This is a genomic window from Zavarzinella formosa DSM 19928 (genome assembly GCF_000255705.1).
Classification (GTDB): domain Bacteria; phylum Planctomycetota; class Planctomycetia; order Gemmatales; family Gemmataceae; genus Zavarzinella; species Zavarzinella formosa.
This window is the reverse complement of sequence record NZ_JH636451.1, coordinates 36017-61981: the sequence shown is the minus strand read 5'-3', so window position 1 is coordinate 61981 and position 25965 is coordinate 36017. Positions and strand designations below refer to the sequence as shown.

General features: G+C 59.4%; 18 protein-coding genes. 14 read left to right on the top strand and 4 right to left on the bottom strand.

Features of this window, described 5'->3' with window-relative positions; all coding sequences use genetic code 11:
* The first annotated feature begins 149 nt into the window (after positions 1 to 149).
* The 6 genes from BGIM_RS0142810 (at position 150) to BGIM_RS0142785 (ending at position 11551) form a co-directional block, all read left to right on the top strand.
* Complete coding sequence (locus BGIM_RS0142810; protein ID WP_020475733.1) at positions 150 to 1550, top strand: leucine-rich repeat domain-containing protein; 1401 nt, start codon at positions 150 to 152, stop codon at positions 1548 to 1550.
* Positions 1551 to 1875: 325 nt separating this feature from the next.
* Positions 1876 to 3963: a tetratricopeptide repeat protein gene (locus BGIM_RS55530; protein WP_020475732.1), complete on the top strand. Its 2088-nt coding sequence runs from the start codon at positions 1876 to 1878 to the stop codon at positions 3961 to 3963.
* Between the two features lie 297 nt (positions 3964 to 4260).
* On the top strand, positions 4261 to 6561 hold the full coding sequence (locus tag BGIM_RS0142800) for a tetratricopeptide repeat protein (protein WP_020475731.1): 2301 nt from the start codon (positions 4261 to 4263) through the stop codon (positions 6559 to 6561).
* Between the two features lie 102 nt (positions 6562 to 6663).
* Entirely contained in the window at positions 6664 to 8964 is a 2301-nt protein-coding gene (locus BGIM_RS59340) for an SEL1-like repeat protein (protein WP_162136348.1), read from the top strand.
* 57 nt (positions 8965 to 9021) lie between these two features.
* Positions 9022 to 9921, top strand: coding sequence for a tetratricopeptide repeat protein (locus tag BGIM_RS0142790; RefSeq protein ID WP_020475729.1), 900 nt, complete (start codon positions 9022 to 9024; stop codon positions 9919 to 9921).
* Between the two features lie 691 nt (positions 9922 to 10612).
* Positions 10613 to 11551 (top strand): hypothetical protein, encoded by a 939-nt coding sequence (locus BGIM_RS0142785; protein WP_238537827.1) that lies wholly within the window; start codon positions 10613 to 10615, stop codon positions 11549 to 11551.
* A 451-nt stretch (positions 11552 to 12002) separates the two neighbouring features.
* Here the strand turns inward: BGIM_RS0142785 and BGIM_RS0142775 are convergent, their stop codons facing one another.
* Positions 12003 to 12920, bottom strand: a complete 918-nt coding sequence (locus tag BGIM_RS0142775) for a lipocalin family protein (RefSeq protein WP_020475726.1) — start codon at positions 12918 to 12920, stop codon at positions 12003 to 12005.
* A 275-nt stretch (positions 12921 to 13195) separates the two neighbouring features.
* Here BGIM_RS0142775 and BGIM_RS0142770 point away from each other — a divergent pair, with 275 nt between their 5' ends.
* The 5 genes from BGIM_RS0142770 (at position 13196) to BGIM_RS0142740 (ending at position 19156) form a co-directional block, all read left to right on the top strand.
* Positions 13196 to 13426: a hypothetical protein gene (locus tag BGIM_RS0142770; RefSeq protein ID WP_157369857.1), complete on the top strand. Its 231-nt coding sequence runs from the start codon at positions 13196 to 13198 to the stop codon at positions 13424 to 13426.
* Between the two features lie 181 nt (positions 13427 to 13607).
* Positions 13608 to 14966, top strand: a complete 1359-nt coding sequence (locus BGIM_RS0142765) for a hypothetical protein (RefSeq protein WP_238537826.1) — start codon at positions 13608 to 13610, stop codon at positions 14964 to 14966.
* A 145-nt stretch (positions 14967 to 15111) separates the two neighbouring features.
* Positions 15112 to 16506: a hypothetical protein gene (locus BGIM_RS0142755; protein WP_020475723.1), complete on the top strand. Its 1395-nt coding sequence runs from the start codon at positions 15112 to 15114 to the stop codon at positions 16504 to 16506.
* A 209-nt stretch (positions 16507 to 16715) separates the two neighbouring features.
* On the top strand, positions 16716 to 18251 hold the full coding sequence (locus BGIM_RS0142745; protein WP_029631843.1) for a hypothetical protein: 1536 nt from the start codon (positions 16716 to 16718) through the stop codon (positions 18249 to 18251).
* A gap of 26 nt (positions 18252 to 18277) precedes the next feature.
* Positions 18278 to 19156, top strand: a complete 879-nt coding sequence (locus BGIM_RS0142740; RefSeq protein WP_020475720.1) for an endonuclease/exonuclease/phosphatase family protein — start codon at positions 18278 to 18280, stop codon at positions 19154 to 19156.
* A 172-nt stretch (positions 19157 to 19328) separates the two neighbouring features.
* On the opposite strand, the gene BGIM_RS0142735 is transcribed toward BGIM_RS0142740, so the two are convergent.
* The 3 genes from BGIM_RS0142735 to BGIM_RS0142725 all read right to left on the bottom strand — a co-directional run bounded on the left by BGIM_RS0142735 (position 19329) and on the right by BGIM_RS0142725 (position 21955).
* Positions 19329 to 20672, bottom strand: a complete 1344-nt coding sequence (locus tag BGIM_RS0142735; protein WP_020475719.1) for a hypothetical protein — start codon at positions 20670 to 20672, stop codon at positions 19329 to 19331.
* Between the two features lie 375 nt (positions 20673 to 21047).
* Positions 21048 to 21329, bottom strand: a complete 282-nt coding sequence (locus tag BGIM_RS0142730; RefSeq protein WP_020475718.1) for a hypothetical protein — start codon at positions 21327 to 21329, stop codon at positions 21048 to 21050.
* Positions 21326 to 21955 (bottom strand): hypothetical protein, encoded by a 630-nt coding sequence (locus BGIM_RS0142725; RefSeq protein WP_020475717.1) that lies wholly within the window; start codon positions 21953 to 21955, stop codon positions 21326 to 21328. Before BGIM_RS0142725 ends, BGIM_RS0142730 begins: the two co-directional genes overlap by 4 nt.
* Before the next feature lie 183 nt (positions 21956 to 22138).
* On the opposite strand from BGIM_RS0142725, the gene BGIM_RS0142720 reads away from it, so the two are divergent.
* The 3 genes from BGIM_RS0142720 (at position 22139) to BGIM_RS0142705 (ending at position 25747) form a co-directional block, all read left to right on the top strand.
* Complete coding sequence (locus BGIM_RS0142720) at positions 22139 to 23455, top strand: hypothetical protein (RefSeq protein WP_029631841.1); 1317 nt, start codon at positions 22139 to 22141, stop codon at positions 23453 to 23455.
* A 60-nt stretch (positions 23456 to 23515) separates the two neighbouring features.
* Positions 23516 to 24295 (top strand): head decoration protein, encoded by a 780-nt coding sequence (locus tag BGIM_RS0142715; protein ID WP_020475716.1) that lies wholly within the window; start codon positions 23516 to 23518, stop codon positions 24293 to 24295.
* Positions 24296 to 24580: 285 nt separating this feature from the next.
* Positions 24581 to 25747: a major capsid protein gene (locus BGIM_RS0142705; RefSeq protein WP_157369856.1), complete on the top strand. Its 1167-nt coding sequence runs from the start codon at positions 24581 to 24583 to the stop codon at positions 25745 to 25747.
* Positions 25748 to 25965 lie beyond the last annotated feature (218 nt).

The window sequence follows — 25965 nt, the reverse complement described above, 5'->3', positions numbered from 1 at the left end:
CTCCGGTCTGAAAGACCGGCTAATCCAGACCGGTCCGTAAGGGCCGGGCCAACAACCGGCCGGGCATGTAACGCCGCCCCCGTTTCCCTTTGCCATCCCCCGGCGAATCTGTCACCATAAACCTCTCCACTCTTCCGGAGGGTTCCCCGGTGACCGCCCGATTCTTGTGCCTCGCCTTGTTGCTTTCGTTGTTCACATCCGCGAACAGTCCGGCCGCGCCGGCGCCAAAGCCGAGGAAGCCGGCCGTCGATGTCGAGACGGTGGCGGCCTACGAAAAGCTCTGGGCGACCTACGGGGCGATGGAAGTTTGTTCGGAGGCGTATCCCGGTGTTTCGTGGGAGTGGATGGCCGCCGACACGGACCTGTCCGACGACAACGTGGTCCCGGCGTTTCAATTCAAGTCGCTTCCGGCGGGCAATCTGCCCAAGGTGAATGTGCCGTTCGGCCTCGATCTGCATGATGCCGAGATCACCGACGATGACTTGGCCCGGCTCAAGGATCTGGCAAATCTCCGGGTGTTGAACCTCTGCGGAACGAACTTAAGCGTCGAGGGGTTTCGGCATCTGAAACATCTCAAAAACCTGACTGATTTGAACCTTCGGCAAACATCGGAAAAGCCGAAAATATTTGACGACGGTTTGGCCCATGTCGGGCAAATAAAGAGCCTCGTCCGGCTGTCCCTTCATCGGACTCATGTGACCGACGCGGGACTGAAAGAACTCCAGGGGCTTGACCGCCTCGTTTCGCTGGAGTTGAACTCCGCGACGGACATCACCGATCTCGGCATCGCGGAACTCAAGGGCTTAAAGAAACTCCGAATGTTGAAACTCGCGGGCCTGCCGGTCACCGGCAAGGGGCTGGGCGAATTGAAGAACCTCAAGAATCTGGCCGCGCTTGATCTCAGCAGCACGAGCACCGACGACGCCGGAATGAAGGCGGTGGGACAATTCCGCAATCTCACGGAGTTGCATTTGTTCAACACGGTGGTGACCGACGTCGGCCTGCGGGAGATCAAGAATCTTGACCAACTGGAGATCCTTCAACTCAACGCGACCAAAATCACCAACGCGGGAATGAAGGAACTCAAGGGATTCAAGAAACTCCGGAGGCTGGACATCGCTTCGACACAAGTGACGGACGCGGGGCTGAAAGAACTCAAGGATCTGAAAACCCTCGCCAGCCTGGAACTCCCCGAACAGATCACCGACGCGGGGCTGAAAGAAATCAAGAACCTCACGAATCTTGATCGTTTGTGGCTCTATCACGCCAAGGTGACCGACGCGGGGCTGAAGGAATTCAAAAACCTCGACAAACTCACCAGTCTGTTTCTGTCCGGCTGCGACGTGACCGACGCCGGGCTGAAAGACTTGAAACATCTCACCGCCCTCACATGGCTGGATCTCGACTCCGCCAAAGTGACCGACGCCGGCCTCCCCGAACTCCACGGCCTCAAGAACCTCGGCTATCTGAGCCTGGCCCGCACCAAAGTCACGGCCGACGGCGTGATGAAACTGGAAAAAATCCTGCCGGATTGCCGGATTGATCGGTGAAACACGCCGGTTGTGTTTTGGCGAGCCGAGCAGCGTAAGCTGCCGGGTGGCCCCCCGGCGGAAAAGTCGCTTTAGCCACGGGTTTGAGTCAGGCTGAGTAAAGGGGAGGCGGTTCGACCACAGCAAGCCACCCGGCTCCTTACGGAGCTCGGCTCGCCAATACCAAAACCATCCTTCAAAACCGTTCGGAAGAGAGCGGGCCGGGTGGCATGAGGCAGGTTTCCCCCCCTTTCCGGTTTTCCTCTGGCTTCCTCCCCTGAATCTCTGAAAATCAGATGGACCCTCATGTCCCGTCTTGATCGGATTCTCTTTCCGAGTGTTCCTTATGCTTCGTTGTCTGGCGGTTTGGCTGTTGCTTCCCTGTTTGATGATCGCCCAGGAAAAGAAGGAAACACCGGAGGCCGCCCCGGAACTGGCGGCCGAGTATCGGTCATACAAGACGTTTCTGCTCGCCAACGGCGGCACAATCAAGTGGCTGGAGAAAAACGCCCCCAAGCGATTCGCGGAGTGGCAAAAACAGGCCGAGGCCGGCAATGTGTCGGCGATGGTCCTGACCGCCGATTGTCTGGGGGAGGGCGTGGCCGTCGCGCCTGATGCGAAGGCGTCGGCCGAATGGTGCCGGAAGGCCGCCGACGCCGGGAACGACGTGGCGATGTTCATGCTCGCCAATCGCCACGTGGCGGGAGCCGGGGTGGAACGGGATGCCAAAGAGGCGGCGGAGTTGTATCGCAAATCGGCCGGCCTCGGGAATTCGATGGCGATGTCCCGAATCGGCTATTGCCTTCAGACGGGCATCGGCGTGGAGAAGGACGGCAAGCAGGCGGTCGAATGGTATCGCAAGGGCGCCGATCTCGGTTGCTCGCGGGCGATGACCGAACTCGGACACTCCCTCCTTAACGGCGCCGGGGTGGAGAAAGACGCCCGGAAAGCCCTTGAGTTGTATCGCAAGGCCGCCGGCATGGGCAATCCGATGGCGATGGCCTCGCTCGGCAATTGTTACCTGAACGGCTACGGGGTGGAAAAGGATTTCAAGCAGGCGGCCGAATGGTTCCGCAAGGCCGCCGATCTGGACGAGCCATCGGCAATCTATGCCCTCGGAATTTGCCATCTCAAAGGCATCGGCATGGAGAAGGACGAGAAGAAGGCGCTGCCGCTGTTCCGGAAGGCCGCCGAGTCGGGCAACTCTTATGCGGCCCGCATCTGCGGCACCTTTTATCTGAACGGCTTTCTGGTGGAGAAGGACGAGAAGAAGGCCGTCGAGTGGTTCCGCCGGGCGGCCCATCTCGGGAATGCCGAGGCGATGACCGATCTCGGGTTCTGCCGCGACGGGGGCATCGGCGGGGACAAGGACCCGAAGGCGGCGGCCGAGTGGTATCGTCAGGCCGCCGCGATGGGATATCCCCCGGCGATGACCGCCCTGGCAAACTGCCACCTGAGCGGCGTCGGCGCGGAGAAGGACGCGCTGGAGGCCGTCAAGCTCTATCGGCAGGCCGCCGAGCTGGGGGACTCAATGGCGATGTCCCGCCTCGGGCATTGTTTTCAAAGCGGCGTCGGAACCGAAAGAGACTTGAAGAAGGCCGTCGAACTGTATCGCAAATCCGCCTCGCTGGGGAACCCGGCCGGGATGACCAGCCTCGGCGACTGCCACATGCACGGCCTCGGCGTGGAGAAGGATGAAAAGCAGGGCCTCGCCTTGTATCGGCAGGCCGTCGAACTGGGCAACACGCTGGCGATGAACAACATCGGCCATTGTTACCTTCGCGGCCTCGGCGTGGAGAAGGATGAAAAGCAGGGCGTGGAATGGCTCCGCAAAGCCGCCGCGCTGGGGGATTTGAACGCGATCGCCGCGCTGGGGACGTGTCATCTGACCGGTCTCGGCGTCGCCAAAGACCCGAAGAAGGCGGTCGAACTGTTTCGGCAGGCCGCCGAGCAGGGGCATGCGGGGGCGATCAACTCCCTCGGCTACTGCCACATGAACGGCCTCGGGGTGAAGAAGGACGAGGAGCAGGCGGTCTTCTTCTACCGCCGGGCCGCCGACCTCGGCGACGACTCCGCGATCTGCAACCTCGGCGATTGTTACCAACGCGCCCTCGGCGTGACGAGGGACGAAGTGCGGGCGGTCTCCCTGTTCCGCAAAGCCGCCGACCTCGGCAACACCGCCGCGATGGGCTTCCTCGGCAACTGCCACCTCGTCGGCGACGGCTTGGTGCAGGACGACAAGAAGGCCGTCGAATGGTTCCGCAAGGCCGCCGACCTGGGCGACACCGTCTCTATGTATCAACTCGGCTACTGCCACGACCACGGCCGCGGCGTGGAAAAAGACCCGAAGAAGGCTGGCGAGTGGTACCGCAAAGCCGCCAAACTCGGGAACAAAGACGCCAAAGAGGCGTTGAAGGAAATCGGGCGGGAGTAGGGAAAAGAAAGCCCGGCCCTGACGGACCGGTCTGAGTTAATCGGTCTTTCAGACCGGGCACTTTGATGGGGAAAGCCCCCGCCCGGATGCTTGGGGGGGCGAATCATATTCGCCCGCCAACGGCCCCGGTCTGAAAGACCGCCTAACCCAGACCGGTCCGTCAGGGCCGGGCCTCCCCTCGGGCGCCTTTCCGCCGGGCATCCCCGCATTTTCCCCTCGCATCTCCGGGCCAAATCCCTGAAAATTCCAATGGGAAGATCTCATCTTCCTCAACCAAGTTTCCCTGTCGGGTGCCCCATGATTCGCTGCCTCGCGCTCTGGTTTTTGCTTCCCGGTTTCGTTTTCGCCCAGGCGAAGAAAGAACCCGAGGCTGTTCCGGAATTGGTCGCCGAGTATCAGTCGTACAAAGCGTTCTCTCTCAAGACCGGGGAAGCAAATATTTGGCTGAAGAAGAACGCCCCGAAGCGATTCCCGGAATGGCTCAAACTGGCCGAGGCCGGTGACGCGCGGGCGATGGTGCTGGCCGGTGATTGCATTGGCGATGGCGTCGAGACCGCGCGGGACGAGAAGAAGTCGGCCGAGTGGTTCCTCAAAGGCGCCGGGTTGGGAAACGACATGGCGATGTTCATGATCGGATCTCGCCAGTATGCCGGCATCGGAGTGAAGAAGGATGGCAAGAAAGCCCTGGAGTGGTTTCAAAAGGCCGCCGGCCTCGGCAATGAGCTGGCGATCGTCGCCGTGGGAGGGTGCCATCTGAAAGGCGTCGGCGTGGAGAAGGATGAGAAGAAAGCCATCGGATACTTTCGCAAGGCCATCGATCTCGGCAACCCCGGCGGCTACTTCCTCCTCGGGACGTGTTTCCAGAGGGGCCTTGGGGTGGAGAAAGACGAACAAAAGGCCATCGTGCTTTATCGCAAAGCCGCCGATCTTGGAAGCCCGTTTGCCCTCATTGCCTTGGGATTGTGCCATCATAGTGGCGTCGGCTTGGAGAGGGACATCGGCCGGGCGGTCGAGTTCTATCAGAAGGCCGCGGATTTGGGACATTCACAGGCGATCTACATCTTGGGGAAGTGCCATCAGCAAGGCCAGGGGATGGAAAAGAACGAGCAGCGGGCCATCGAGTTGTTTCGGCAGGCCGCCGATCTGAGGGATGTGATGGCCATCACCGAACTGGGGTTTTGCCACCTCCAAGGCTTCGGCGTGGACAAAGACGAGAAACAAGCCGTCCTCCTGTATCGGCAAGCCGCGGAACAGAACTACGATGTGGCGATCTTCGGACTCGGTTATTGCCTTGAAAACGGAAGCGGAACGGACAAGGACGTGAACAAAGCCGTCGAACTCTACCGCCGGGCCGCCGGGCTTGGGAACTCAACGGCGATGTGCCGCCTCGGGATTTGCCACTCCAAAGGCGTCGGGGCGGAGAAGGATGCGAAGAAGGCGGTTGAGTGGTATCAAAAATCCGTCAAACTTGAAAACGCCGAGGCAATGGTCGAGTTGGGGCTTTGCCTGTTGAACGGTGTCGGGGTGGAAAAGGATGAGAAACAAGCCGCCGACTATTTCAGCCGGGCGGCTCGGGAAGGGAGCCCGGCCGGGATGGTCAGCCACGCGAATTACCTCCGGGATCACTCGGGGCAGGAACAAGACCAGGAAGAGGCGTTTGATTGGTATCGCAAGGCCGCCGACCTCGGCAGCGACTCGGCGATGTGTCAGCTCGGGCATTGTTATCGTCGGGGCATCGGGGCGACGAAAAGCCCGGTGCGTGCGTTTGTGTGCTATCGCATGGGGGCCAGACGAGGGAATGCCGAGGCGGCCCACTTTTTGGGCTATTGCCATCGAGACGGACTCGGAACGGAGAGGGATGAGAAACTGGCCGTCGAATGTTTTCACCAGGCCGCCCGGCTGGATTACCCGGCGGCCGCCCACGAACTGGGAGTATGCCACCGGGACGGCGTCGGTGTGGAGAAGGATGAGAAGAAAGCCTTCGAGTGGTTTCAAAAGGCCGTCGATCTCGGGCACCCGGATGCGATGGCCGAAGTTGGCTGGCGCCATCAGCGCGGCCTGCTTGTGAAAAAGGATGAGAAGAAAGCCGTTGAGTGGTATCGCAAAGCCGTCAATCTCCGAAGCGCTTCCGGCATGGTCCGGCTTGGCGATTGCCTCCTGAATGGCATCGGGACGGAAAAGGACGAAAAGAAGGCCGTCGAATGGTATGAGCAGGCCCAGGGGTTGGGGGAAGTGTCGGCCTATCACGCCCTTGGCCATTGTCTCCTGAACGGCCTCGGGACGGAAAAAGACGAAAAGCTGGCCGTTTACTGGCTTCACATGGGCGCCAGCGAAAATAACCCGGAATCGGCCCATGAACTGGCGATGTGCCACCGGGACGGCCGGGGAGTGGAAAAGGATCAACAGAAAGCGGTCGAATGGTATCAAAAAGCCGCCGATCTGGGGCATGCGGGCGCGATGTCCGGCCTCGGCGATTGCCACCTGAGAGGCATCGGCGTGGAAAAGGATGAGAAGAAGGCCGCCGAGTGGTATCAAAAGGCCGCCAAACTGGGAGACGAGTCCGCCCGCGCCATCCTGAAGATGATGGACAAAAAATAACCATCCTGTCGGCTCATGTGCCTTTTCCGGTCGCTTCCTTCCCCCGATTATCTGAAAATTTCCTGTGGTGATGTTGCTTATCTTCCCTTGCCGGATGTCCCCATGATTCGCTGCCTCGTCCTCTGGCTGTTGCTCCCCGGTTTCATTTTCGCCCAAGCGAAGAAGGATTCGCCGACGGTTCCGGAATTGGACGCCGAGTATCAGTCGTACAAAACGTTCTTTCTCACAACCGGTGAATCAAACACTTGGCTGAGGAAGAACGCCCCGAAACGGTTCGCCGAGTGGCAAAAGCTGGCTGAATCCGGCAACGTGATGGCGATGATCCTGACCGGCGATTGCTTCGGGGACGGCATCGCGGTCGCAAAGGACGAAAAGAAGTCGGCCGAATGGATCCGCAAAGCCGCCGATGCGGGGAACGATATGGCGATGAGCATGGTCGGATATCGTTTCTTCACAGGTACCGGGATGGCCAAAGATGAGAAGAAGGCCGTCGAATGGTATCGCAAGAGCGCCGACTTGGGGAACCCGATGGCGATCACCACGCTCGGGATGTGTCACCTGAACGGCCGTGGAGTGGAGAAGGACGAAAAGCGAGCGATTGAGTTTTACCGAAAAGCCGCCGACATGGGACACCCTCCGGCGATCATCGAGATTGGGAATTGCCACACATCCGGTCTTGGAGTGGAGAAAGATGCCAAGAAGGCCGCCGAATGGTATCGCAAAGCCGCTGACTTGGGCAATGACTCGGCCATGCTTTATTTGGGGAATTGTTACGAGAGCGGCCTTGGCGTCGATAAGGACGCCAAGAAAGCCGCCGAGTGGTATCGCAAGGCCGCCGACTTGGGGAACGCGTCGGCGATCACGACTTGGGGGAATTGCCATTTCAATGGCTTTGGGGTGGAAAAAGACGTCAAACAAGCCATCAATCTCTATCGGAAGGCGATTGATCTGGGGAGCGCGACAGCCATGACTCAACTCGGGTTTTGCCATCAAAAAGGCGTTGGAGTGGGCAAAGACGAGAAAAAGGCCGTTCAATTCTTCCGTCAGGCCGCCGAGTTGAGAGACACGACGGCGATGACCGAACTCGGCCTATGCCTCCAGCGCGGCATCGGGGCGGAGAAAGATGAAAAGGCGGCGATTCTTCTTTATCAACAGGCCGTCGAAATGGGCAGCCCCTGGGCGATGAACAATCTCGCCTATTGCCATCTTGAAGGCGCCGGAGTGAAAAAAGATGCGAAAAAGGCCATTGAGTTGTTCCGCAAGGCTGCCGAATTGGGAAACGCGTACGCGCTCGATGGTTTGGGAAATTGCCATCGGGACGGCATCGGGACGGACAGGGACGAGACCCAGGCGGCGATCTGTTATCGAAAGGCCTCCGAGTTGGGTTACGACGTGGCGATGTTCAGCCTCGCCACCTGCTATTTGGAAGGACGCGGGGTGCCCCAAGATGATCGGCAGTCTCTTAATTGGTATCGCACCGCCGCCGATTTGGGGAACACCAATGCGATTATCGAAGTCGGGATGTTTCACCAACATGGCGTCGTGGCGGTGAAGGACGAGAAAAAGGCCGTGGAACTATTCCGAAAGGCGGCCGACTTGGGTAATGCGCGAGGGCTTACCGAGCTTGGACGTTGCCATGCCAATGGTTTTGGATTGGAAAAAGACGCCGGGAAGGCCATCGAACTCTATCGAAAGGCGGCCCAGTTGGGAGATGCGTCGGCCATCACCGCCTTGGGGAATTGCCATGAGGATGGCTACGGAGTCGAAAAAGATTTGAAAAAGGCCGTCGATCTCTATCGTCAGGCCGCCCTTGAGGGAGAGACGGGGGCCATGTCCCGCCTCGGGTATTGTCTCCAGCATGGATTGGGAGTGAAAAAGGACGAGAAAGAAGCGGCCCAATGGTATCGCAAAGCGGCCGACTTGGGATTCTCCGACGCGATGGTGAAGCTTGGGTATTGTTATCTCTTTGGAGTCGGGTTGGAAGAAGATGAAAAAACCGGGGTCGACTGGCTCCTCAAAGCGGCTGGCCGGAGGGATTCAACGGCGATGGTTGCCCTTGCAAACTGTCATCATCGCGGCCTTGGCGTGGCCAAAGACGATGAGAAAGCGGTTGAATGGTTGCTTAAAGCCGCCGACTTGGGAAACCCCCGGTCGATGGCCAATCTTGGGCATTGCCATCTCAAGGGAGAGGGAGTGCGCAAAGACGAGGAGAAGGCGGTCGAATGGTATCGCAAGGGCGCCGATCTGGGAGACACGGACTGCATGAGTCATCTCGGCTTTTGTCATGAGTTCGGTCGCGGGGTGGAGAAAGACGAAAAGAAGGCCCTCGAATGGTATCGCAAGGCCGCCAAGTTGGGGAACGAAGACGCCAAAAAAGCGTTGGATCGTTTGGAGCAAGAGTAAGACGAGCGCAAACTTGGTTTTGACGGGCATTTTGGTCTATTCCCTGTTAGGTGTCCCATGATGATTCGCTGCCTCGCGTTCACACTCCTGCTTCCCAGCCTCCTTCTCGCCCAACCGAAGAAAGAGCCGGCGACCGCCTCGGAACTGGCCGCCGAGTATCGGGCGTATGAGGAATCTTCCCTGTTGACCGGGGGCGCGACCAAGTGGCTGGGGAAGAACGCCCCGAGGCGGTTGCCGGAGTGGCAGAAGCTGGCCGAGGCGGGGCAGGCGATGGCGATGGTTTTGACCGGCGATTGTTTCGCGGAGGGCGCCGAAGTCTCGCGGGATGCGAAGGCGGCGGCCGGGTGGTTTCGCAAGGGGGCCGAGTCGGGGAACCCGATGGCGATGGCCCGGCTCGGGAATTGCCTTCAGGCGGGTCTTGGCGTGGAGAAGGACGAGAAGAGGGCCGTCGCTTGGATGCGGAAGGGGGCCGAGGCGGGGCATGCGGACGCGATCAACACTCTTGGATACTGGCATCACATCGGCCTGGGTGTGGAGAAAGACATTGAGCAGGCGGCCCGGCTTTATCGGAAGGCCGCCATGCTGGGGCACGACACGGCGATGTGCAGCCTCGGGCTTTGCTGCCTGCGCGGCATCGGCATGCCCAAGGACGAAAAGTCGGCCGTCGAATGGTTCGGCAAATCGGCCGCCCTCGGAAACGACACGTCGATGCGGTTCCTGGGAAATTGCCATCTCGACGGCGCCGGGGTACCCCGCGACGAGAAAAAAGCCGTCGAATGGTTCCGCCAGTCCGCCGCGCTCGGGAACAAGTATGCGATGTTCACCCTCGGCGACTGCCACGAACGCGGCCTCGGAGTGGAGCGGGACGGAGCGAAAGCCATCGAATGGTATCGCCAGGCCGCCAAACTGGGGGACAAAGACGCGAGGGAGGCGTTGAAGCGGTTGGTGAAGGAATAAACAACCGGACCTTCTTTGGTATTGGCGAGCCGAGCAGCGTCAGCGGCCGGGTGGCTCCCAGAAAGCCCGGCCCTGACGGACCGGTCTGGGTTGGCCGGTCTTTCAGACCGGGCGGCTGGCGGGTGGCGAATCTCTTGCCCCCGGAACATTGGTTGTGGCGTGATTACCCTGTGGAAAGCCCGGTCTGAAAGACCGCCTAACCCAGACCGGTCCGTCAGGGCCGGGCTTTCTCGAACCCTTCCCGGAAATCATCATGCTCGCAAGGATGTTCCAGCTCGCGATCCTGTTCATCGCCCTGTTCGCTACCTCACCGGGCCGGGCCGACACGCCGCCGACGAGTGTCAAGTTTGGTTATGAAGTGTTTGCAATAGCCGACGGGCCTTGTGTGATTTGCCTCACCATCACCAATGTCAGTGACGAGGCGATTGTTTTGATTGGCTGGTCAGATGAAGCGCTTCTGGCTCGTCCTGTTGAATCGCCGTGGAATGGCCGGATTCGGATATACTCTATGAGAACAAGGTCCCGGCCTGGAACGAGGCATTATCAACTCCAACCCCAAGAAACCCATCGAAAATTGATAAGCCTTCACCATGATTATCAAATCTCCACAACACCTGCGGATATTCAAATTCAGGCGACGTTCCGGGAGAATGATCCGGCACAGAATGTTGATCAAGACAGGACGCCCGTGGTGGTTGACTTCGGGCGCCAGATCAACGTCAGGCCAGCGGAAAACAGTTCTGCGGAGAGGGAAAAGCTGATTGCCCGCCTGAAGGAGCATGGCCGGACATTATCATCCGTCGAGCGGGCGGAATTTTATCGGGATTGTGTGCGGCACACCAACATCAAAGAATTGTTGCCCTTGGCCTTGGAGGTCACGAGAGAGAAGTATGCGAGTGATTCCCGACTGATGATCGATTGGATGTCGACGACGCTCTCCCGAGAAGAGTTCTGGCGGGTGTTTGAAACCGAGGGCATTTCGGGCTCCTCCCCCAACCCGTCCGTCTGGTTGGAATGCGCCAAATTAATCGAATTTTTCTCGTCGCACACAGAATTCATTGGGTTGGAAAGGAAAGGGAAAGAGATCCCCATCCACGCCCATCCCGTCGGCGAGGAACAGTATCGCCTGATGCGGGCCTCGCCCAACATGATCGCGCGTCTGTCCGCGGCTTATTACTTCCCCAAAAGCCACACCAACCCCGAGTTCAAAGCCCTGCTGGCCGAGGCGGCGAAATGGAAGCCGCCGTTGACGGAGGATGAATTGAAAGGGGATGTGAGGTTGCTGGCGAGCAATTCGTTTCGCGAGCGGGAGGCCGCCGCCCAACGGTTGCGCGGCCGGGGAGAGCGGGGAGTGGCCCCGCTGACCAAGTTACTCGATTCGGCCAACGATCCGGAAACCAGCGCCCGGCTGAAAGCCATCATCGAGCATGGCAAATCAACCTCTCCGACGGTCGGGGAAGAGCATTTCATCAAATCGCTGTCCGCCAATCGCGAGGAAAACCGGCAGGCCCGCCTCGCCATCCTGACCGCCCTCGCCCAAAACGACCCGGCCGCGCATATCACCCAACTGGCCGAAAAGGAATTTCGTGAATTGGCCCGGTTCGAGGAGTCTCGCGCCAAACCGAAATGACTTGGGTGAAATGAAATTACCAGCTTCGCCTGGCCCGATCCGTCCGTATTTCTCATCGAACAGCCAATCTGATCTTCGTCTGGGTCGATTCGGTTTTAATGTTTGCCGGTTCGCGGATTGAAGTTCCACAATGGTTTACCCCCGCCGCCGGGCTGGTGAGAATGATCCTGCCGAGCAACGAGCGGCCTCATGAAGAAGTGTTGAAATCGTTCAGACGAAAATCGCGATCAATCATCCTGACAAAGTCTTTTTGAAGTTTTGGCGAGATATTCAAGAGCCCCACTGCGTGAGCGGTGGGGGTGGCTTCCAGAGCGTGATGGCCACCCCCACCGCTCACGCAGTGGGGCTCTTGAGAATCATTGACAAATGTGGCTGTTTAAATCTGCGTTAATCAGTCAACCGGCCGGAAAGGGAGGAAGGGTGGTCCCCGCCGGCCGTGTTTTCCAAACCCTTACTTCTTCGATTCGGCCGATTTGAGCGGTTTCAAGGCGAGGCTCTTCAAGAACGTGTCAGCCGCCGTGTCGGTTGTCTTGTCTTTGTTCTTGGAGGACACGGTCAGGATGTAAATCCGGTTGTCGGCCCGTTGGAACAGCGTGTGCCGTTCCGTCACGCCGTCCTTGGTGACGTTCGTGTAGGTCCGGCCCTTCATGTGGGCGCCGGCGAAGTCCGTCAGCTTGGTGGGGGTTCCCCCGGCTTTCTTGTCCTTGGCGGGGAACGGGGCGAACGGCTTGGCTTCCTTTCCTTCCTTGTCCTCTCCCTTTTGCTTCTTCTCAATGAAGGTGATGCTCATCTTGACGCCGCCGTCGAAATCGTAGGATTCCGTGCTGGTGTAGATGCTGACGCCGTTGTCCGTGGAGCTGGACGATTCAGAGCCGTGGCCGGCGTTTTTCTTCGGAAGCAACACGCGGCCGCTGCCATCCTCCAAGTTGGTGAGCTTCCACCCGTCCGGCACGCCCGACGCGGCGCTTTCCTTCCCGGCGCCTTCTTTGGGCTTCGGGTCCCCGGCGGCGGCTCCCTGGCGCTTGTACTCGGTGACGGTGGCGCCGCTGAGATCCGGAATCACCAGTTTGTCCGCCGTCAATTCTTTGATGGCCAGAGTGAAGCCGGGCGGGGTGATCGTCAGCTTGCCGTCCTTCACCGTGTATTTGCCATCGAAACTGACCGTCTGCCCTTTGAAGAGGGATTTGAAAGTGCCTTCTTTGGTAAATTCCATCGTGCTGCCGGGCGGGGTCGTCCCGGATTTCACCACTTCCCAAACGCCGACGATCTTGGTCGCATCCACAGTTCCCGGCTTCGCTTCATCCGCCCGGACGACCGGAACAACCGCCGCCATCACCACGCCCCACAAGGCCAGACACATCCGCCGCATTTTGCATCCCCTTCGGAAAAAAACCGCATCGACCGGACATCGGCCGTCAACGGAACGGCCTGATTATAGACAGCCCCCCGGCGGCCAAATGTGAATTTTCGCCATCGAATTTGGCCGATGTCACATGATCGTTTCACATGAACCACGCTTGGCGGTTACACAGTCGGCCGGGGGCTGATTGAGGACAGCCGATGCGTCGCAAGCTAACACAATGGGTTGACGGCCCCCCGTCGCCCGCATATTTTTTCCAATTCCCATTTAAGGAGAAATTGGCGATGACGTTTCAGCAGGCCGTGGCCGAGTTGCGGGCCAAATACCCGAAATCCGAGTTAAGCCCGTCGGCCGTTTGCGGTGGCAGTTTTAACCGGGCCGCGCGGGTTGACTTCAAACGCGGCAAGGGTGGGGTTTACGAAGGACGGGACACGGACAAGACCGAAGTGCTGGTGTACTACAACGACACCGAACTGACGATTTGCTGCACCGAAGTGGAATCGTGGGACGAGTGAAAACGGCGAGAGCGGCGGGCCGATTCATTCGGCATTTCTTGACCCTGCCTGAATGACGGCCGGTTTTCGACAAGACATGGAACAATCTCCATGTCTGTCTCGTCAAACGAAGGCCGGAAGCCCGGTTGAACCCGCCCGACTCGCGGGCGGACACCCGGTCACTCAAACCCTTCAAATCATCATGCGCGCACTGATGTGCCGAATCGCGGCGCTGATTCTTGGCCTGATCGTCTCCTCGCCGGGACGGGCCGAAACACCGGCGACAAGCTTCAAGTTTGGTTGTGAAGTGTTCGCAATGGCCGACGGGCCTTGTGTGATTTGTTTCACGCTGACCAACATTGGCGAAAAGCCTGTTGATTTGACCGGCTGGTCGGACGAGGCGATCTTGGCTGAGCTTGTGGATTCGCCTTGGGACATCAAATCACGGCTGACGCTGGGAGAGTCCGATCGTGTCGGAACAAGAGATTATCAACTTCAACCGCAGGAAGCACATCGCACCATTGTCTGCCTTCATCACGATTATCAAATCACCACAACTCCCGCCCGAATACAAATCAAGGCGAAATTTCGGAAGGATCATCATTCAACGGATGACCTCCGGGCACCGGTGATCGTTAATTTCAGCGGCGAGATCACGATCAAGCCGGTTGTTAATAACGCGACGACAAAGAAGGAGTTGATTGCCCGGATTGCTGAACACGGCCGAAAATTATCACTTGGGCGGCGGCTGGATTTTTATCGCGATTGCGTGTTGGACACCAGCATCAAGGAATTCCTGCCGCTGGCTCTAGAAACCTTGCGGGAAACGGACGCATGGAGTTCCGGCCTCCTTGTCGATTGGATGACGGAGACGCTCTCCCGAGAAGAGTTCTGGCGGGTGTTTGAGACCGATGGCGTCTCGGCTGGCTCTCCCCATCCGTCCGTCTGGCTGGAACGCATCGCCATGATCGACCTGTGCCCTTCGCACATCAAATTCATCGGGTCGGAACAGAAGAAGATCGTCGTTAACGCCCATCCCGTCGGCGAGGAACAGTATCGCCTGATGCGGGCGTCACCCAACATGATCGCGCGTCTGGCCGCCGCTTATTACTTCCCCAAAAGCCACACCAACCCCGAGCTGAAAGCCCTGCTGGCCGAGGCGGCCAAATGGAAACCGCCGCTGACGGAGGATGAATTGAAAGGGGGTGTGAAGTTGCTGGCGAGCAATTCGTTTCGCGAGAGGGAGGCCGCCGCCCGACGGTTGCGCTCATTTGGGGAACGGGGAGTTGTTCCGCTGACCAAATTGCTTGATTCAATCTCTGATGTGGAAGCTCTCGCCCGGTTGAAAGCGATTATTCAACAAGCGAAGACTTCCACCCCTTCGTCCGGAGATGACCATTTCATCACGAGGCTGGCGGTCGAGGCGGAGAACAGAGAAACACGAGTGGCCATCCTGACCGCTTTGGCCAAAAACGATCCGTCTGCGCATATCACCCAACTGGCCGAGAAGGGATTGCGTGAACTGACCTGGTTCGAGGAGTCTCGCGCCAAACGGAAATGACGTTGAACGGATCGTTTTCAACGAGGCCGACTTTGTGGAACAATCCCAATGTCTGTCTCGTCAAACAAGAACCGCAAGCCAGTTGAACTCGCCCGGCTTGCGTGCAGACAAGCGAACGCCCGGCCACTCGAACCCCAAAGTCATCATGCGCGCATTGATATGCCGACTCGCGGCGCTGGCGGTCTGTCTCGGCCTTGCCGCCTGCGATCCCAAGCCGGAAGTGTCGCCGTCGATGCCGGAACCCGAGGCGACCCCGGCGGCGCCCGTGGCTGTTCCGGCCGATGATTCGCCTTTGTCAAAAATCAAATTTGAGTATGAGGTGTTCGCGATGGCTGACGGGCCATGCGTTCTTTGTCTCTCGATGACCAACACCGGCGGTTCAGCCATCGGCATGATTGGCTGGACGGACGAAGCGATCCTGGCGGATCTGTTGGATTCGCCTTGGGATTGTCCGAATGGGTTTACGACCGGGGGAATTGGCCGCATCGGCGGAAGGTATTATCATCTCAAGCCCTGGCAGACTAATCGCCTTTTTTTCAGCTTTCATCACGATTATCAAATCGCGACAACGCCCGCCCAAATTGAAGTCTTGGCGAAATTCCGGAATGACGATCGATCAGAAGGCCGGTCAGCCGTGCTGGTTGATTTTAGCCGCGAAATCACCGTCAAACCAAGTGTTAATAACGCGACGACAAAGAAGGAGCTAATTGCCCGGATTATCAAATACGGCCTGACATTGCCATCCGAAGAACGAATGACTTTTTACTGTGATTGCGTGGTGAAGAGCAAGATCAAGGAGTTTTTGCCATTGGCTTTGGAAACCGCGAGGCAGGGAGAAAGCTATCATGCGAGCAGCCTTGTTGATTGGATGATAGAAATTCTGCCGCCGGATGAGTTCTGGCGGTTGTTTGAAGCCGAGGGGCTTTCGGCCGCATCGCCCAAGCCGACTGTTTGGATGTATTGCGCCTATTTGAGAAGCAAGACGAACCCCGTCGGGGAACCGCAATATCGGATGATGCGGGCCTCCCCCAGCCCGCTGGCGCGACTCTCGGCCACCAATTATTTTCCCAAATGTTTCACGCCGGCCGAAATCAAATCGCTGCTGGCCGAGGCGGAGAAATGGAAGCCGCCGGTGACGCCGGACGAATTGCAAAATAATGTCCAATTGTTGGGGAGCAAGTCGTTTCGACGACGGGAGGAAGCCGCCGCCCGGCTGCGGTCGTTCGGCGAGCGCGGGGTGGCTCCCCTGTCCAAATTGCTGGAGTCGGCCGCCGATCCGGAAATTCAGGATCGCTTGAAAACCATCATTGAACAGGGCAAAGCCGCCCGCCCTTCGGCCGGGGATCAACATTTCTTCCGGGACATGGCTGATTGGAATGCCAACGAATCGCTGCGAATCGCCATCCTGAGCGCATTGACCAAAAACGATCCAGCCTCCCTGATTGTGAGGCAAGCCGAGAAGGCGCTGGCCGAATTTTCTGAGAACAAAAAGCGTCACGCCAGAATCATGCAAAGCGAAGGGACGCTGTCGCCGGACTGACGGGCCATTCCCTTCCGTGTTGCTGTCGCCAACATCCAAGCAATGAGCTTCAATGACCGGGATGGATAGCGAGGTTCGGTTCGCCAAGACGAACGACTGGCTTTGTGGAACGATCTCCCGCCCGGCGTCATCAAACAAGAACCGGTTGAACTCGCCCGGTTTGTGAACGGACGAACGGATGGCCGGTTCCTCAAATTCGCCAAGCCATCATGCGCGCATTGATATGCCGAATCGCGGTGTTGGCCGTCTGCCTCGCGGTTTGCGCCCCGAAGCAGTTCCCGGAGCCGTCCGTGTCGGTTGAAAGCGAGACACTCGGCGAGGACGTTGCCTCGGCTGAAAGCAACGCAATGATGGCCGACGCGGTTGTTCCCGACGAATCATTCCCGCCGAAGCCGGTTGAAAACGAAACGCCGGCGGCCCGAGTGGCCATCCCCCTTGATTCGCCGCTGGCAAAAATCAAGTTTGAACATGAGGTGTTCGCGATGGCCGACGGGCCGTGCGTTCTTTGTCTCTCAATGACCAACACCGGCGAATCGCCCGTTCATTTGATGGGCTGGTCGGACGAGGCGATTCTGGCATCTCTCTTGGAATCGTTTTGGATGAGAAGAGAAAGGTGGTGGATGGAGAACGGAAGCGCCGGTCCGGGAATGAAGTTTTATACAATTCGGCCGCAAGAGACTTATCGCAAATTATTCCATCTTCACCGCGATTATCTCATCACGCCAAAGTCGGCCGAAATTCAAATTGATGCCAAGTTCCGGCAAGAACACTCGACAAGAGGCCGGGGAGATGTGGTTATTGATTTCAGTCGTCGTATCACGATCACCCCGGACGCCGACACTCCGGCCAGTCGAGAGAAAATCGTTGCCCGCCTTATTGAATATGGCCAGTCACTATTAACGGAGCAACGGCTTGAATTCTATGTTAATTGTGTGTTGAACACTGACATCAAAGAATTGCTGCCGCTGGCGCTGGACGCCTCGCGAAAAGCTGGCGTCAACGACACCCGTCGTCTTGTCTGGTGGATGATGAAAACGCTGCCAAATGATGAGTTTTGGCGGGTGTTTGAGACCGAGGGAATCTCCGCCGCCTCGGCGAATTCATCCGTCTGGCTGGATGCCTTGGAGCATGGGAAAAACAAGCATCCCGTCGGCGAGGCGCAATACCAGATGATGCGGGCGACGCCCAATCTGTTCGCGCGTCTGGCGGCCGCCTATTTCTTCCCCAAATGCTTCGCACCGGCCGAACTCAAATTGCTTCTGGCCGAGGCGGAGAAATGGAAACCGCCGGTGACGCCGGATGAATTGAAAAGCGATGTTCAACTGTTGGGGAGCAAATCATATCGCCAGCGGGAAGAGGCCGCCGCCCGGTTGCGATCCTTCGGCGAGCGCGGCGTGGCTCCCCTCTCCAAATTGCTTGAGTCGGCCGCCGACCCGGAGGTTCGTGAACGGCTGGAGGCCATTGTCGAGCATGGAAAGACCGTCCGCCCCTCGTTGGCCGAAGTGTGGTTTTTCTGGGATTTGGCCGTGAGAACTGACAACAGGCGGTTGCGAGTCGGCATCCTGAAAGCCCTGGCCAAAAACGATCCGGCCTCCCTTATCGCCAAGCAGGCGGAAGATGCGTTGGAGAGTCTGGCCAAACAAGAAAAACGCCGCGCCGAGGAGCAGAATCCGGCAAGGGCGTTGAAGCCAGATCCGGGGCCATTGCCTTCCTTGTTGCCGTCTCCGGTTCCCTCCCGAGAATGACTGCCTCACTCTCTGGAGCTTCGCCAATGAATCGTGCCCTGTTACCGGCCCTCTTCGCCATGATTGCCTCTCTTTTGCCTTCTCCCCTTCTGCTAGCGGACGACAAAACCGCCGACATCAAAGTGATGAGTTTCAACGTCCGCTACGGGACGGCCAAGGATGGCGACAATCATTGGGACAAGCGGAAAGACTTCCTAGCGGACACTGTCAAGGCGTTCGGCCCGGACCTGCTCGGCACCCAGGAAACGCTCGGCTTCCAACGCGACTTTCTCGCCGAGAAACTGACTGGCTACGAGTTCATGGGGCTCGGCCGGGACGACGGCAAAGAGAAGGGCGAGATGATGGCGATCTATTGGAAGAAAGACCGCTTCGAGAAAACCGACGGCGGCCACTTCTGGCTGAGCGAAACCCCCGAGAAAGCCGGCAGCAAAAGCTGGGACACCTCCCTGCCTCGCATGGCCACCTGGGTGCGGTTGAAGGACAAAACCGGCGGGAAGCCAATCCTGTGGGTCAACACCCATTTCGACCACATCGGCAAAGTGGCCCGCGTCGAATCGGCCAAATTGATCCGTGCACGCCTTGCCACGCTGGGCAAAGACTGCTCGCTGATTGTCACCGGTGACTTCAACTCCGGCGAGGGAAGCGACCCTTATAAAGCCCTGTTTGACCTGCGCGACAAAGCCGAATCCCCGGTGCTGGACAGCTACCGCATCGCCCACCCCAAACGCGAACCCAACGAAGGGACAACCACCCCCTTCAAACCCGGCCCGAACAAGGGAAGCCGAATCGACTGGATCGGCGTCTCCCGAGACTGGAAGGTGGCCGCCTCAAGCATCGACTACACGGAACGCGACGGCCGAACGCCGTCGGACCACTTCCCGGTGACGGCAGTGATTCGGCGGTGAGGAGATAAGAACCCCCGTGAAGCCGCGACTCGGAGGCTTTGCGGAGAGGAGCGCGTCCAACGATCGTCCGCCCAAGATCGTGAACCGGGGACTTGTGTGACAACCGCGAAACTCGCTCCTCTGCGCAAAGCCTCCGAGTCGCGGCTTCACAAAGATGATCGCTGTGAATCCATCACGTCGCCAGCGAATCGCTGATCGTTTCGGCCCCGGCGCCGTTGCTGGGCAATTGGACGCCGTAGCATTGGCGGAAGAAGTCTTGAAACGTCCCGGCTTGGTCGTTGCTGATGGCGACGGTGAAGCGGTCCCCGGCGGCATACGGGGCGGCGCCGGGGAGGAGGACGGCCGCGATGCCGCCGTGGTAGGTTCCTTCCGTCGGGATCAGGCAGTCGACATACACATTGCTGCTGGCGCCGGGGGTGCCGGTGTTGGCGACCGTCAGCGTCCAGTCGTCCGGCATCACGGCCGGGGTGACGATCCAGAAATTGTAGAGCGTCCACGCGGTCGGCATCGAGCCGGCTGTGATGGCGATTTTCTCCGTCGAAGAGGCCGTGTAACCCGTGCCGGTGAACTGGCACAGGAAGGCGCCGGTGCCGCTCGCGGCCGAGGCTTTGACGCGGACGCTCACGCAATAGAGACGGCGTGATTGCATCCGGCCGGAGGAAACCGACTGGTTGATTTGGATGGTGGCCTGCGTGCCGTCGCCGTCGAACCAGAGGGAGGAATCGCCCCGGTACACATTCGCGGCCGTCGTCATTTGCTTGATGTGCGTGCCGGCCGTGCCGGCGGCGACCGTCCAGCCGCTTGGCGTGTTGGACGACCATTGCTCGAAATTGCCGTTGTTGATGAGTTGCGAATCCCCGGCGGCCGTCAGGCCGGGGCCGTCGCCGCTTCCCTCGGCCTCGAAATCAAATTTTTGGCCCGCGATGCCCCCGGACCACGAAAACCGCTCGCTTCCCTCCGGCAACCCGTCGCGGGCGCTGTCGGCGGTGCAGGTGAAGGTCATCGTCTCCGAGGGAACGGCCAGTTCTGAGTTCAGCCCCGCGTATTGCAGGGTCGGCAATCCCCCCTGAATCGGCGGGTTGTAGCCATCCAATAACTTGGTCAAAAGAACGGTCCCGTTCCCCTCGTTTTCGGCATCGGCCGTCACCGATCCGATGGTCACAGTCGATTGATCGACCGTCTGGCTGTCGGCCACCATCCGGCGAAACAACTCCGGCAGCACGCTGTTCACATCGGCATCCGGCACGCGCAGCTCGGTCAGCACGGTGTCCCGGTCGGTGAGGATCGCGTCCCAATATCCGGCCAATGTCTGCCGTTCGCGGGTGATGTTGCTTTGAAACCCGGCGTAATCGTCGTACAGCCGGGTGATCTGCTCCGTGAGGTCGGCCGCCTCGAACAGATTGGCAATCGCCGTCAACTCGGCCGGCAAACTGGTCGCCGCCACCGGCAACCGGCTGTTGACATATTTGACCAGCTTGCCGCCGCGGGTGAACAAATCGGTGTAATCAATGGCCATGTTGGGTTCCCTTGGGTTGTGGCCATCGAGGATAACGGTTACCGGCGTCGGTCAAAATTGGTGGATTTGTTTTTAACTTGCACGACAGGCTAATAACCACCTGGCAAAATTGCCCAATGGCGTCAAGTCAGCAACAATCATCGCATCATCAACAGGGGCATTGATTTATCGCGCGATCATCGCGCCAAAAATTGAACACATTGGACACACTAAAAGAAAAAGAAAGGGGCCGTTGCCGACGATCTTGACGGCGCAGCTAACCCGGACAGGTCCGTCAGGCCGGGATTGCTTCCGCTTGTTATCTCGCCTTTTTGCAACCTGAGATGTCGCCGAGGGGCCGCCAAGAAAAGGCCAAGTTGATCGCTTCGAGTCGGTTTAAGATAGAGGAATCACGGGCGCATCCTTGGCCGAAGTGAGGCCCAAGACTTTTTCAAATTGCGACAGCAGTTCTTTCTTCGCCTTCGAGTCCATGCCGGAAAGATTGTCCGGCCGGAGCGGGGTGACTTCCGGGTGAAGGCGCATCAGGGTCGTCAATCGGGCGGTCAGCGGGTCCAAATCGTCTGTGCCCTCGAACGCCGGATGAATCTGGCGAGTACGTCCCAATGCGGAGGCGGCCTTGACGACCTCTTCGCCGACTGGCTTGGATGTTTGGCTCATGACACACCTGGCAATTTGGAGAGCAGAGAACGGGCCGATTCCGGACTTAGCTCCAATTCAATTATATCATCCTCGGGATTTGAAACTTCTTGAAACCCCAGATTCAAATACCAGCCCAACGCCCGGTCGCCTTTGTGGCCGTCGAGGGTCAGCCGGCCGCCAAGACCTGCCAAATGGCTGTGAAGGCAGGCCAGTTTGATGAGTCCCGTTCCCACCCCGCGATAGCCGAAACCATTGCATAAATGGCTCCGGTTCTTGGGGGCGCTGGCGATTCTCCAGCACACAACAGTGGCTTGCGACTCGTCTAACGCGGACACCAAGCCTGTTTCATAAATGATCGCTCCCTGGCATTTTCCATCGTCCGTGAAGACGCCCCAAGCATGCCCGCGCGATCCTCGCTGGCGTATTTCCCCAAGCATGACCACCCAGTCCCAAGTCGAGTCTCGCTCGCTTCGTAAATCCTTTTTGGTCCGTCCGGGAACTTCATTCCACCATTTCACCTTGAGTTCGAGTTTCGCCACATCCCGGCTCAGTGGCGCCAATTGGCCAAGCGCCACTTTGCCACCATGACGCTCAAGCAATTCCAAGTGATCGGGAAGAATGATCCCATCGCGCAGAACGGGCATGATTGGAACCGGGGGCGTCTGGATGGTTTTGGCGGTTGCGGGCCGCGGGCGACAAGTCTGCGTCAATCATCATATCAGCCCAGTCCGGACGGGCCGGTCTGGCCTTGCGTCTAAACCTCAGGCCGGGCGAAAAACAACGCGATTTGTCATCGTCCCTTATTTGTAGCCATTAGCATCCGGGGCATGGCACAACTATGGTTCGATGTTCTGGAACCCGGAACCCTGCAGACGCCCGGCGATTTGCCGGGGAAGGTCAGGGTCACGCGGATCACGGCCCGCGACCGGGATAATGCGGCGGCGGTCGGCAACGCGAAGCTGGCGGCCGGGTGGCAGATTCCCGTTTGCTGGGACCATCAGGATGTCGGGCCGGTCCGGTTGTCGCGGGACGACCGGGCCGCCCGGCTTGTGAAAAACACCCTCGGCTATCTGAAACGCTTCGCCGTGCAACGTGGCAAGCTCCGCGCGCTGGCCGACATCCCGGATGCCGCCGACGCCGCGCAGGCCGCGAAGGTCCGGCACACGTCGCCGTGTCTCGATTGGAACTGGCGCGACGCCGACGGCGTTCTCTGGCCCGGCTGCACCGTGCAACATCTCGCCATCACCAACCGGCCCGTGCAACGCCGGCTCAACGCCGATCCGCCGTTGCGATTGTCCAACACCTTCAACGCCACCCCCTTGCGGGTCTGGCTTTCCCTCGGGGAGTTCACGCCAATGGCCGACGACCAAGACGACCAGAAGAACGATTACCAATCGGACGCCGACACCGACACGACGCCGGATGACGACGACGACACGGATGACACCGACACCGACACGGATGATTCGGACGACGCCGATGACTCGGACAACAGCGGGCCGGATGCCGCGCTGTTCCAGAAAGTGCTGAAGCTGCTGGCCGCCAAGGGAATCAAGCTCCCCGCCGGGACAACGCCGGAAAACGGCTGGGAGCGGCTGTATGTCGCCCTGCACGCAACCTCGGCAGACGCTTCGCCGGATGATGACGACACCGACGACGAAGATGATGAAGAGGACGATGCCCCGACCGATTCCGGCCCCCCGGCGGTCGTCTCCAAGCGAACATCGGTGACGCCTTCGGAGGAGAGTTCCCCGCTCACGCTGTCGTTGCGACGGCAGGAGATGCGGGCCGAGAATCTGGCCCGCAAGGGGATCGCCGCCCGCGTGACCATGCTGGTGAAAACCGGCCGAATCACCCCGGCGCTCGGCTCGAAGCTGACGCGGCGAGCCACGCAAGTTCGCCTCAGTTTCAATTCCCAAGGCGACCTGAATTCCAATGAGTTGCTGACCGCCATCCGCGCCTACGAGGCCCTGCCTCGCGGCGGCACCTGGCGCCCGCGAGGCAAGCGGGTTCGCCTCTCCAACAACGACGTGCGGCGGGTGTCGATGCCCCCGGCGCTCAAGGGCGTTGATCCGGGCGACGACTCGCCCGAGGCCCGCAAGCAACGATTGGAAGCCTTCCAGCAAACCACCAAACGGCGATAACCCCGGCCGGAAAATCATGTAACGGGTACGATCCAACCCACCTGAAACGAGAGCGACCCTATGAGCCAGTTGTCTTCCTTGATTGACCCGTTCGTGATGCCCGGCATGTTCGACCCGGTCGAGACGACCGAATCCGAATTTGTCTGGGGCACCCCGGAAAACCAGCAGCGTGTCGGCATCATCATCGCATCAACGGCGACTGATGCGAACAATACGCCGACGACCACGCTTCGCCGCGGTTTGGTGATGGGCCAAATCAGCGCGACCAAGAAATACAAGCAATACGACCCGACGGCGACGGACGGTTCCCAAGTTGCACGCGGTTTTTTGATGACCAGCCGCAACCTGTACAACTCGCTGTCCGGCACAAACGGCGACCGCACCGCCCATCTGCTGATCGCCGGTTCGGTGAAGGTCGACCAACTAATCGGCTTCGACGAGCAGGCCCGCCGCACGCTCAACGACCGCTTCATTTACGACGACTTCCGAACCGCCCCCGGCATCCCGACCAGCATCGAGGCGAAGACCGCCGATTACACCGTGACGGCCGCCGACAGCGGCAAACAATTCACCACGACCGGGGCCGCCGGGGCCGTGAACTTCACGCTCCCCGCGTGCGCCAAGGGCTATCGCTTCCGATTTGTCAACATCGTCAACCAAAACATGACGATCACCGCTCCCTCGGGCAAGCTGGTGACGTTTAACAACGCCGCCGCGACCAGCGTGGCCTTCAGCACATCCGGCAACAAGATCGGCGCGGCCGTCGAGATCACCACCGACGAGACGGGAACCAAATACATCGCCCTGCTGTTCGGGGCCAACACGCCGACCGTGGCGTGAGTTTTCCGAAGTTTATTTTGGTCTTGGCGAGCCGAGCAGCGTGAGCTGCCGGAGTCTGTCTTGGCGAGCCGAGCAGCGTGAGCTGCCGGGTGGCTTCCGGCAGGGAAGATGCTTCAGCCACGGGCTTGAGTCTGGCTGAGTAAAGGGGAGGCGGCTCAACCGCCGGAAGCCACCCGGCAGCTCACGCTGCTCGGCTCGCCAAGACCAAGACAGCCCGCTGAAACCCCAAATGCCCGACTGCAAACCATTCACCGAATTCTTTGATTTTTACCCGGAGAAAAACCCGTGGCACAGATTCTTCAAGATGTTTTGATGGCGAGTTTCGTGCGCGGGTTGATCTCGCGCGCGTACTCCCCGGCCCTGTTCCTGTCCCGCCATCTCGGCTTCGGCATCGATGGTCGAAACGTCGAGCAGGTGCCGGGGCTGGTGTACAACTACGACATTTTCGACAACGTCCGCACGGTGTCGAACGCCCGCGCCCCGAGCGCCTCGGCCGGGACCGTCGCCCCGAACACCGTGGGCAAGAACACCGTCGCGCTGGCCACCTTCCGCGAAAAGCTTGCCCTCGAATACGGCCAGCTCATCAACATCCGCCAACTTGGCCGCAATGCCGACGACCGGGACATGATGGGCGCCAAGTACATCGAACGGCAGGTGAAATACCTGCGGCAGCGGGCCGACAACCTCCGCGAGTTTGTCACCGGGGCGCTGTTCCAAGGCGGCAAATACGGCTTCTTCCTCAACGGCGACGACTGGGTGCCGACCTATGACACGGGCAACGCCACCGTGACCGTTGACCTGAAGCTGGACAGCGGCAACGTCCTCACCGGCGGGTCGTTCGCCGCCGGGCTTCAGATGGGCACCGGGTCGAACATCATTGATGCCGCATGGTCCAGCACATCGACGGACATCCCGGCCCATCTGGACAAGATCGGCTCGGCCCTGCAAGACCTCGTCGGCGCCCCGCTCGCCCGCGTCTATTGCGGCACGGACGTGTGGGCCAACGTCATCAACAATGACAAGGTCCGCCAGATCGCGGGCACCAGCAACATCTCGGCCGACTTCACCCAGGAACCGGACAAAGGCCCGGACGGCCAGTTGACCGGCTTCGTGAAATCCACCCTCAAAGCCCGCCCGTGGGTCACCTTCTATGTGTGGGACGGCTCGTTGAAGGTGGCCGCCACGAACGCATCAACATTCACCAATGTGAAGTTGCTCCCCCGGAATTACATCACCTTCATGGTGGACCCCGAGGCTTCCCCGTGGCTCCGCATGGTCGAGGGAAGCGACTACATCGCCGACAACGACTGGACCGACCCGGTCGAACGCTTCGGCTTCTACGCCTGGGCGCAACAGAAATCGGATCTGGCCCGCGTGTGGTATCACACGTTCCAAGCCGTGGGATTGGAGTTGAACATGCCGAAGGGGATTGGGTACGCACGGGTGCAGTAAAGGCGAGCCCGGCCCTGACGGACCGGTCTGGGTTAGGCGGTCTTTCAGACCGGAGGTTTAAGCGAGCGTTTGTTTTTCGCCCGCCCAAACCTCCGGGCCGACGATGATCCCCATCAACCCCCCGGTCTGAAAGACCGGCTAACCCAGACCGGTCCGTCAGGGCCGGGCGAAAAACCACACGGGGTCTTTCAATCTGAACAACAGGAGCCGCGCTGCGT

What these genes read in the sequence shown, in the direction of transcription:
- BGIM_RS55530 (WP_020475732.1), top strand. Translation starts at nt 1,876, where the DNA reads ATGCTTCGTTGTCTGGCGGTTTGGCTGTTGCTTCCCTGTTTGATGATC.
- BGIM_RS0142800 (WP_020475731.1), top strand. Translation starts at nt 4,261, where the DNA reads ATGATTCGCTGCCTCGCGCTCTGGTTTTTGCTTCCCGGTTTCGTTTTC.
- BGIM_RS59340 (WP_162136348.1), top strand. Translation starts at nt 6,664, where the DNA reads ATGATTCGCTGCCTCGTCCTCTGGCTGTTGCTCCCCGGTTTCATTTTC.
- BGIM_RS0142790 (WP_020475729.1), top strand. Translation starts at nt 9,022, where the DNA reads ATGATGATTCGCTGCCTCGCGTTCACACTCCTGCTTCCCAGCCTCCTT.
- BGIM_RS0142775 (WP_020475726.1), bottom strand. Translation starts at nt 12,920, where the DNA reads ATGCGGCGGATGTGTCTGGCCTTGTGGGGCGTGGTGATGGCGGCGGTT.
- BGIM_RS0142770 (WP_157369857.1), top strand. Translation starts at nt 13,196, where the DNA reads ATGACGTTTCAGCAGGCCGTGGCCGAGTTGCGGGCCAAATACCCGAAA.
- BGIM_RS0142765 (WP_238537826.1), top strand. Translation starts at nt 13,608, where the DNA reads ATGCGCGCACTGATGTGCCGAATCGCGGCGCTGATTCTTGGCCTGATC.
- BGIM_RS0142755 (WP_020475723.1), top strand. Translation starts at nt 15,112, where the DNA reads ATGCGCGCATTGATATGCCGACTCGCGGCGCTGGCGGTCTGTCTCGGC.
- BGIM_RS0142745 (WP_029631843.1), top strand. Translation starts at nt 16,716, where the DNA reads ATGCGCGCATTGATATGCCGAATCGCGGTGTTGGCCGTCTGCCTCGCG.
- BGIM_RS0142740 (WP_020475720.1), top strand. Translation starts at nt 18,278, where the DNA reads ATGAATCGTGCCCTGTTACCGGCCCTCTTCGCCATGATTGCCTCTCTT.
- BGIM_RS0142735 (WP_020475719.1), bottom strand. Translation starts at nt 20,672, where the DNA reads ATGGCCATTGATTACACCGATTTGTTCACCCGCGGCGGCAAGCTGGTC.
- BGIM_RS0142730 (WP_020475718.1), bottom strand. Translation starts at nt 21,329, where the DNA reads ATGAGCCAAACATCCAAGCCAGTCGGCGAAGAGGTCGTCAAGGCCGCC.
- BGIM_RS0142725 (WP_020475717.1), bottom strand. Translation starts at nt 21,955, where the DNA reads ATGCCCGTTCTGCGCGATGGGATCATTCTTCCCGATCACTTGGAATTG.
- BGIM_RS0142720 (WP_029631841.1), top strand. Translation starts at nt 22,139, where the DNA reads ATGGCACAACTATGGTTCGATGTTCTGGAACCCGGAACCCTGCAGACG.
- BGIM_RS0142715 (WP_020475716.1), top strand. Translation starts at nt 23,516, where the DNA reads ATGAGCCAGTTGTCTTCCTTGATTGACCCGTTCGTGATGCCCGGCATG.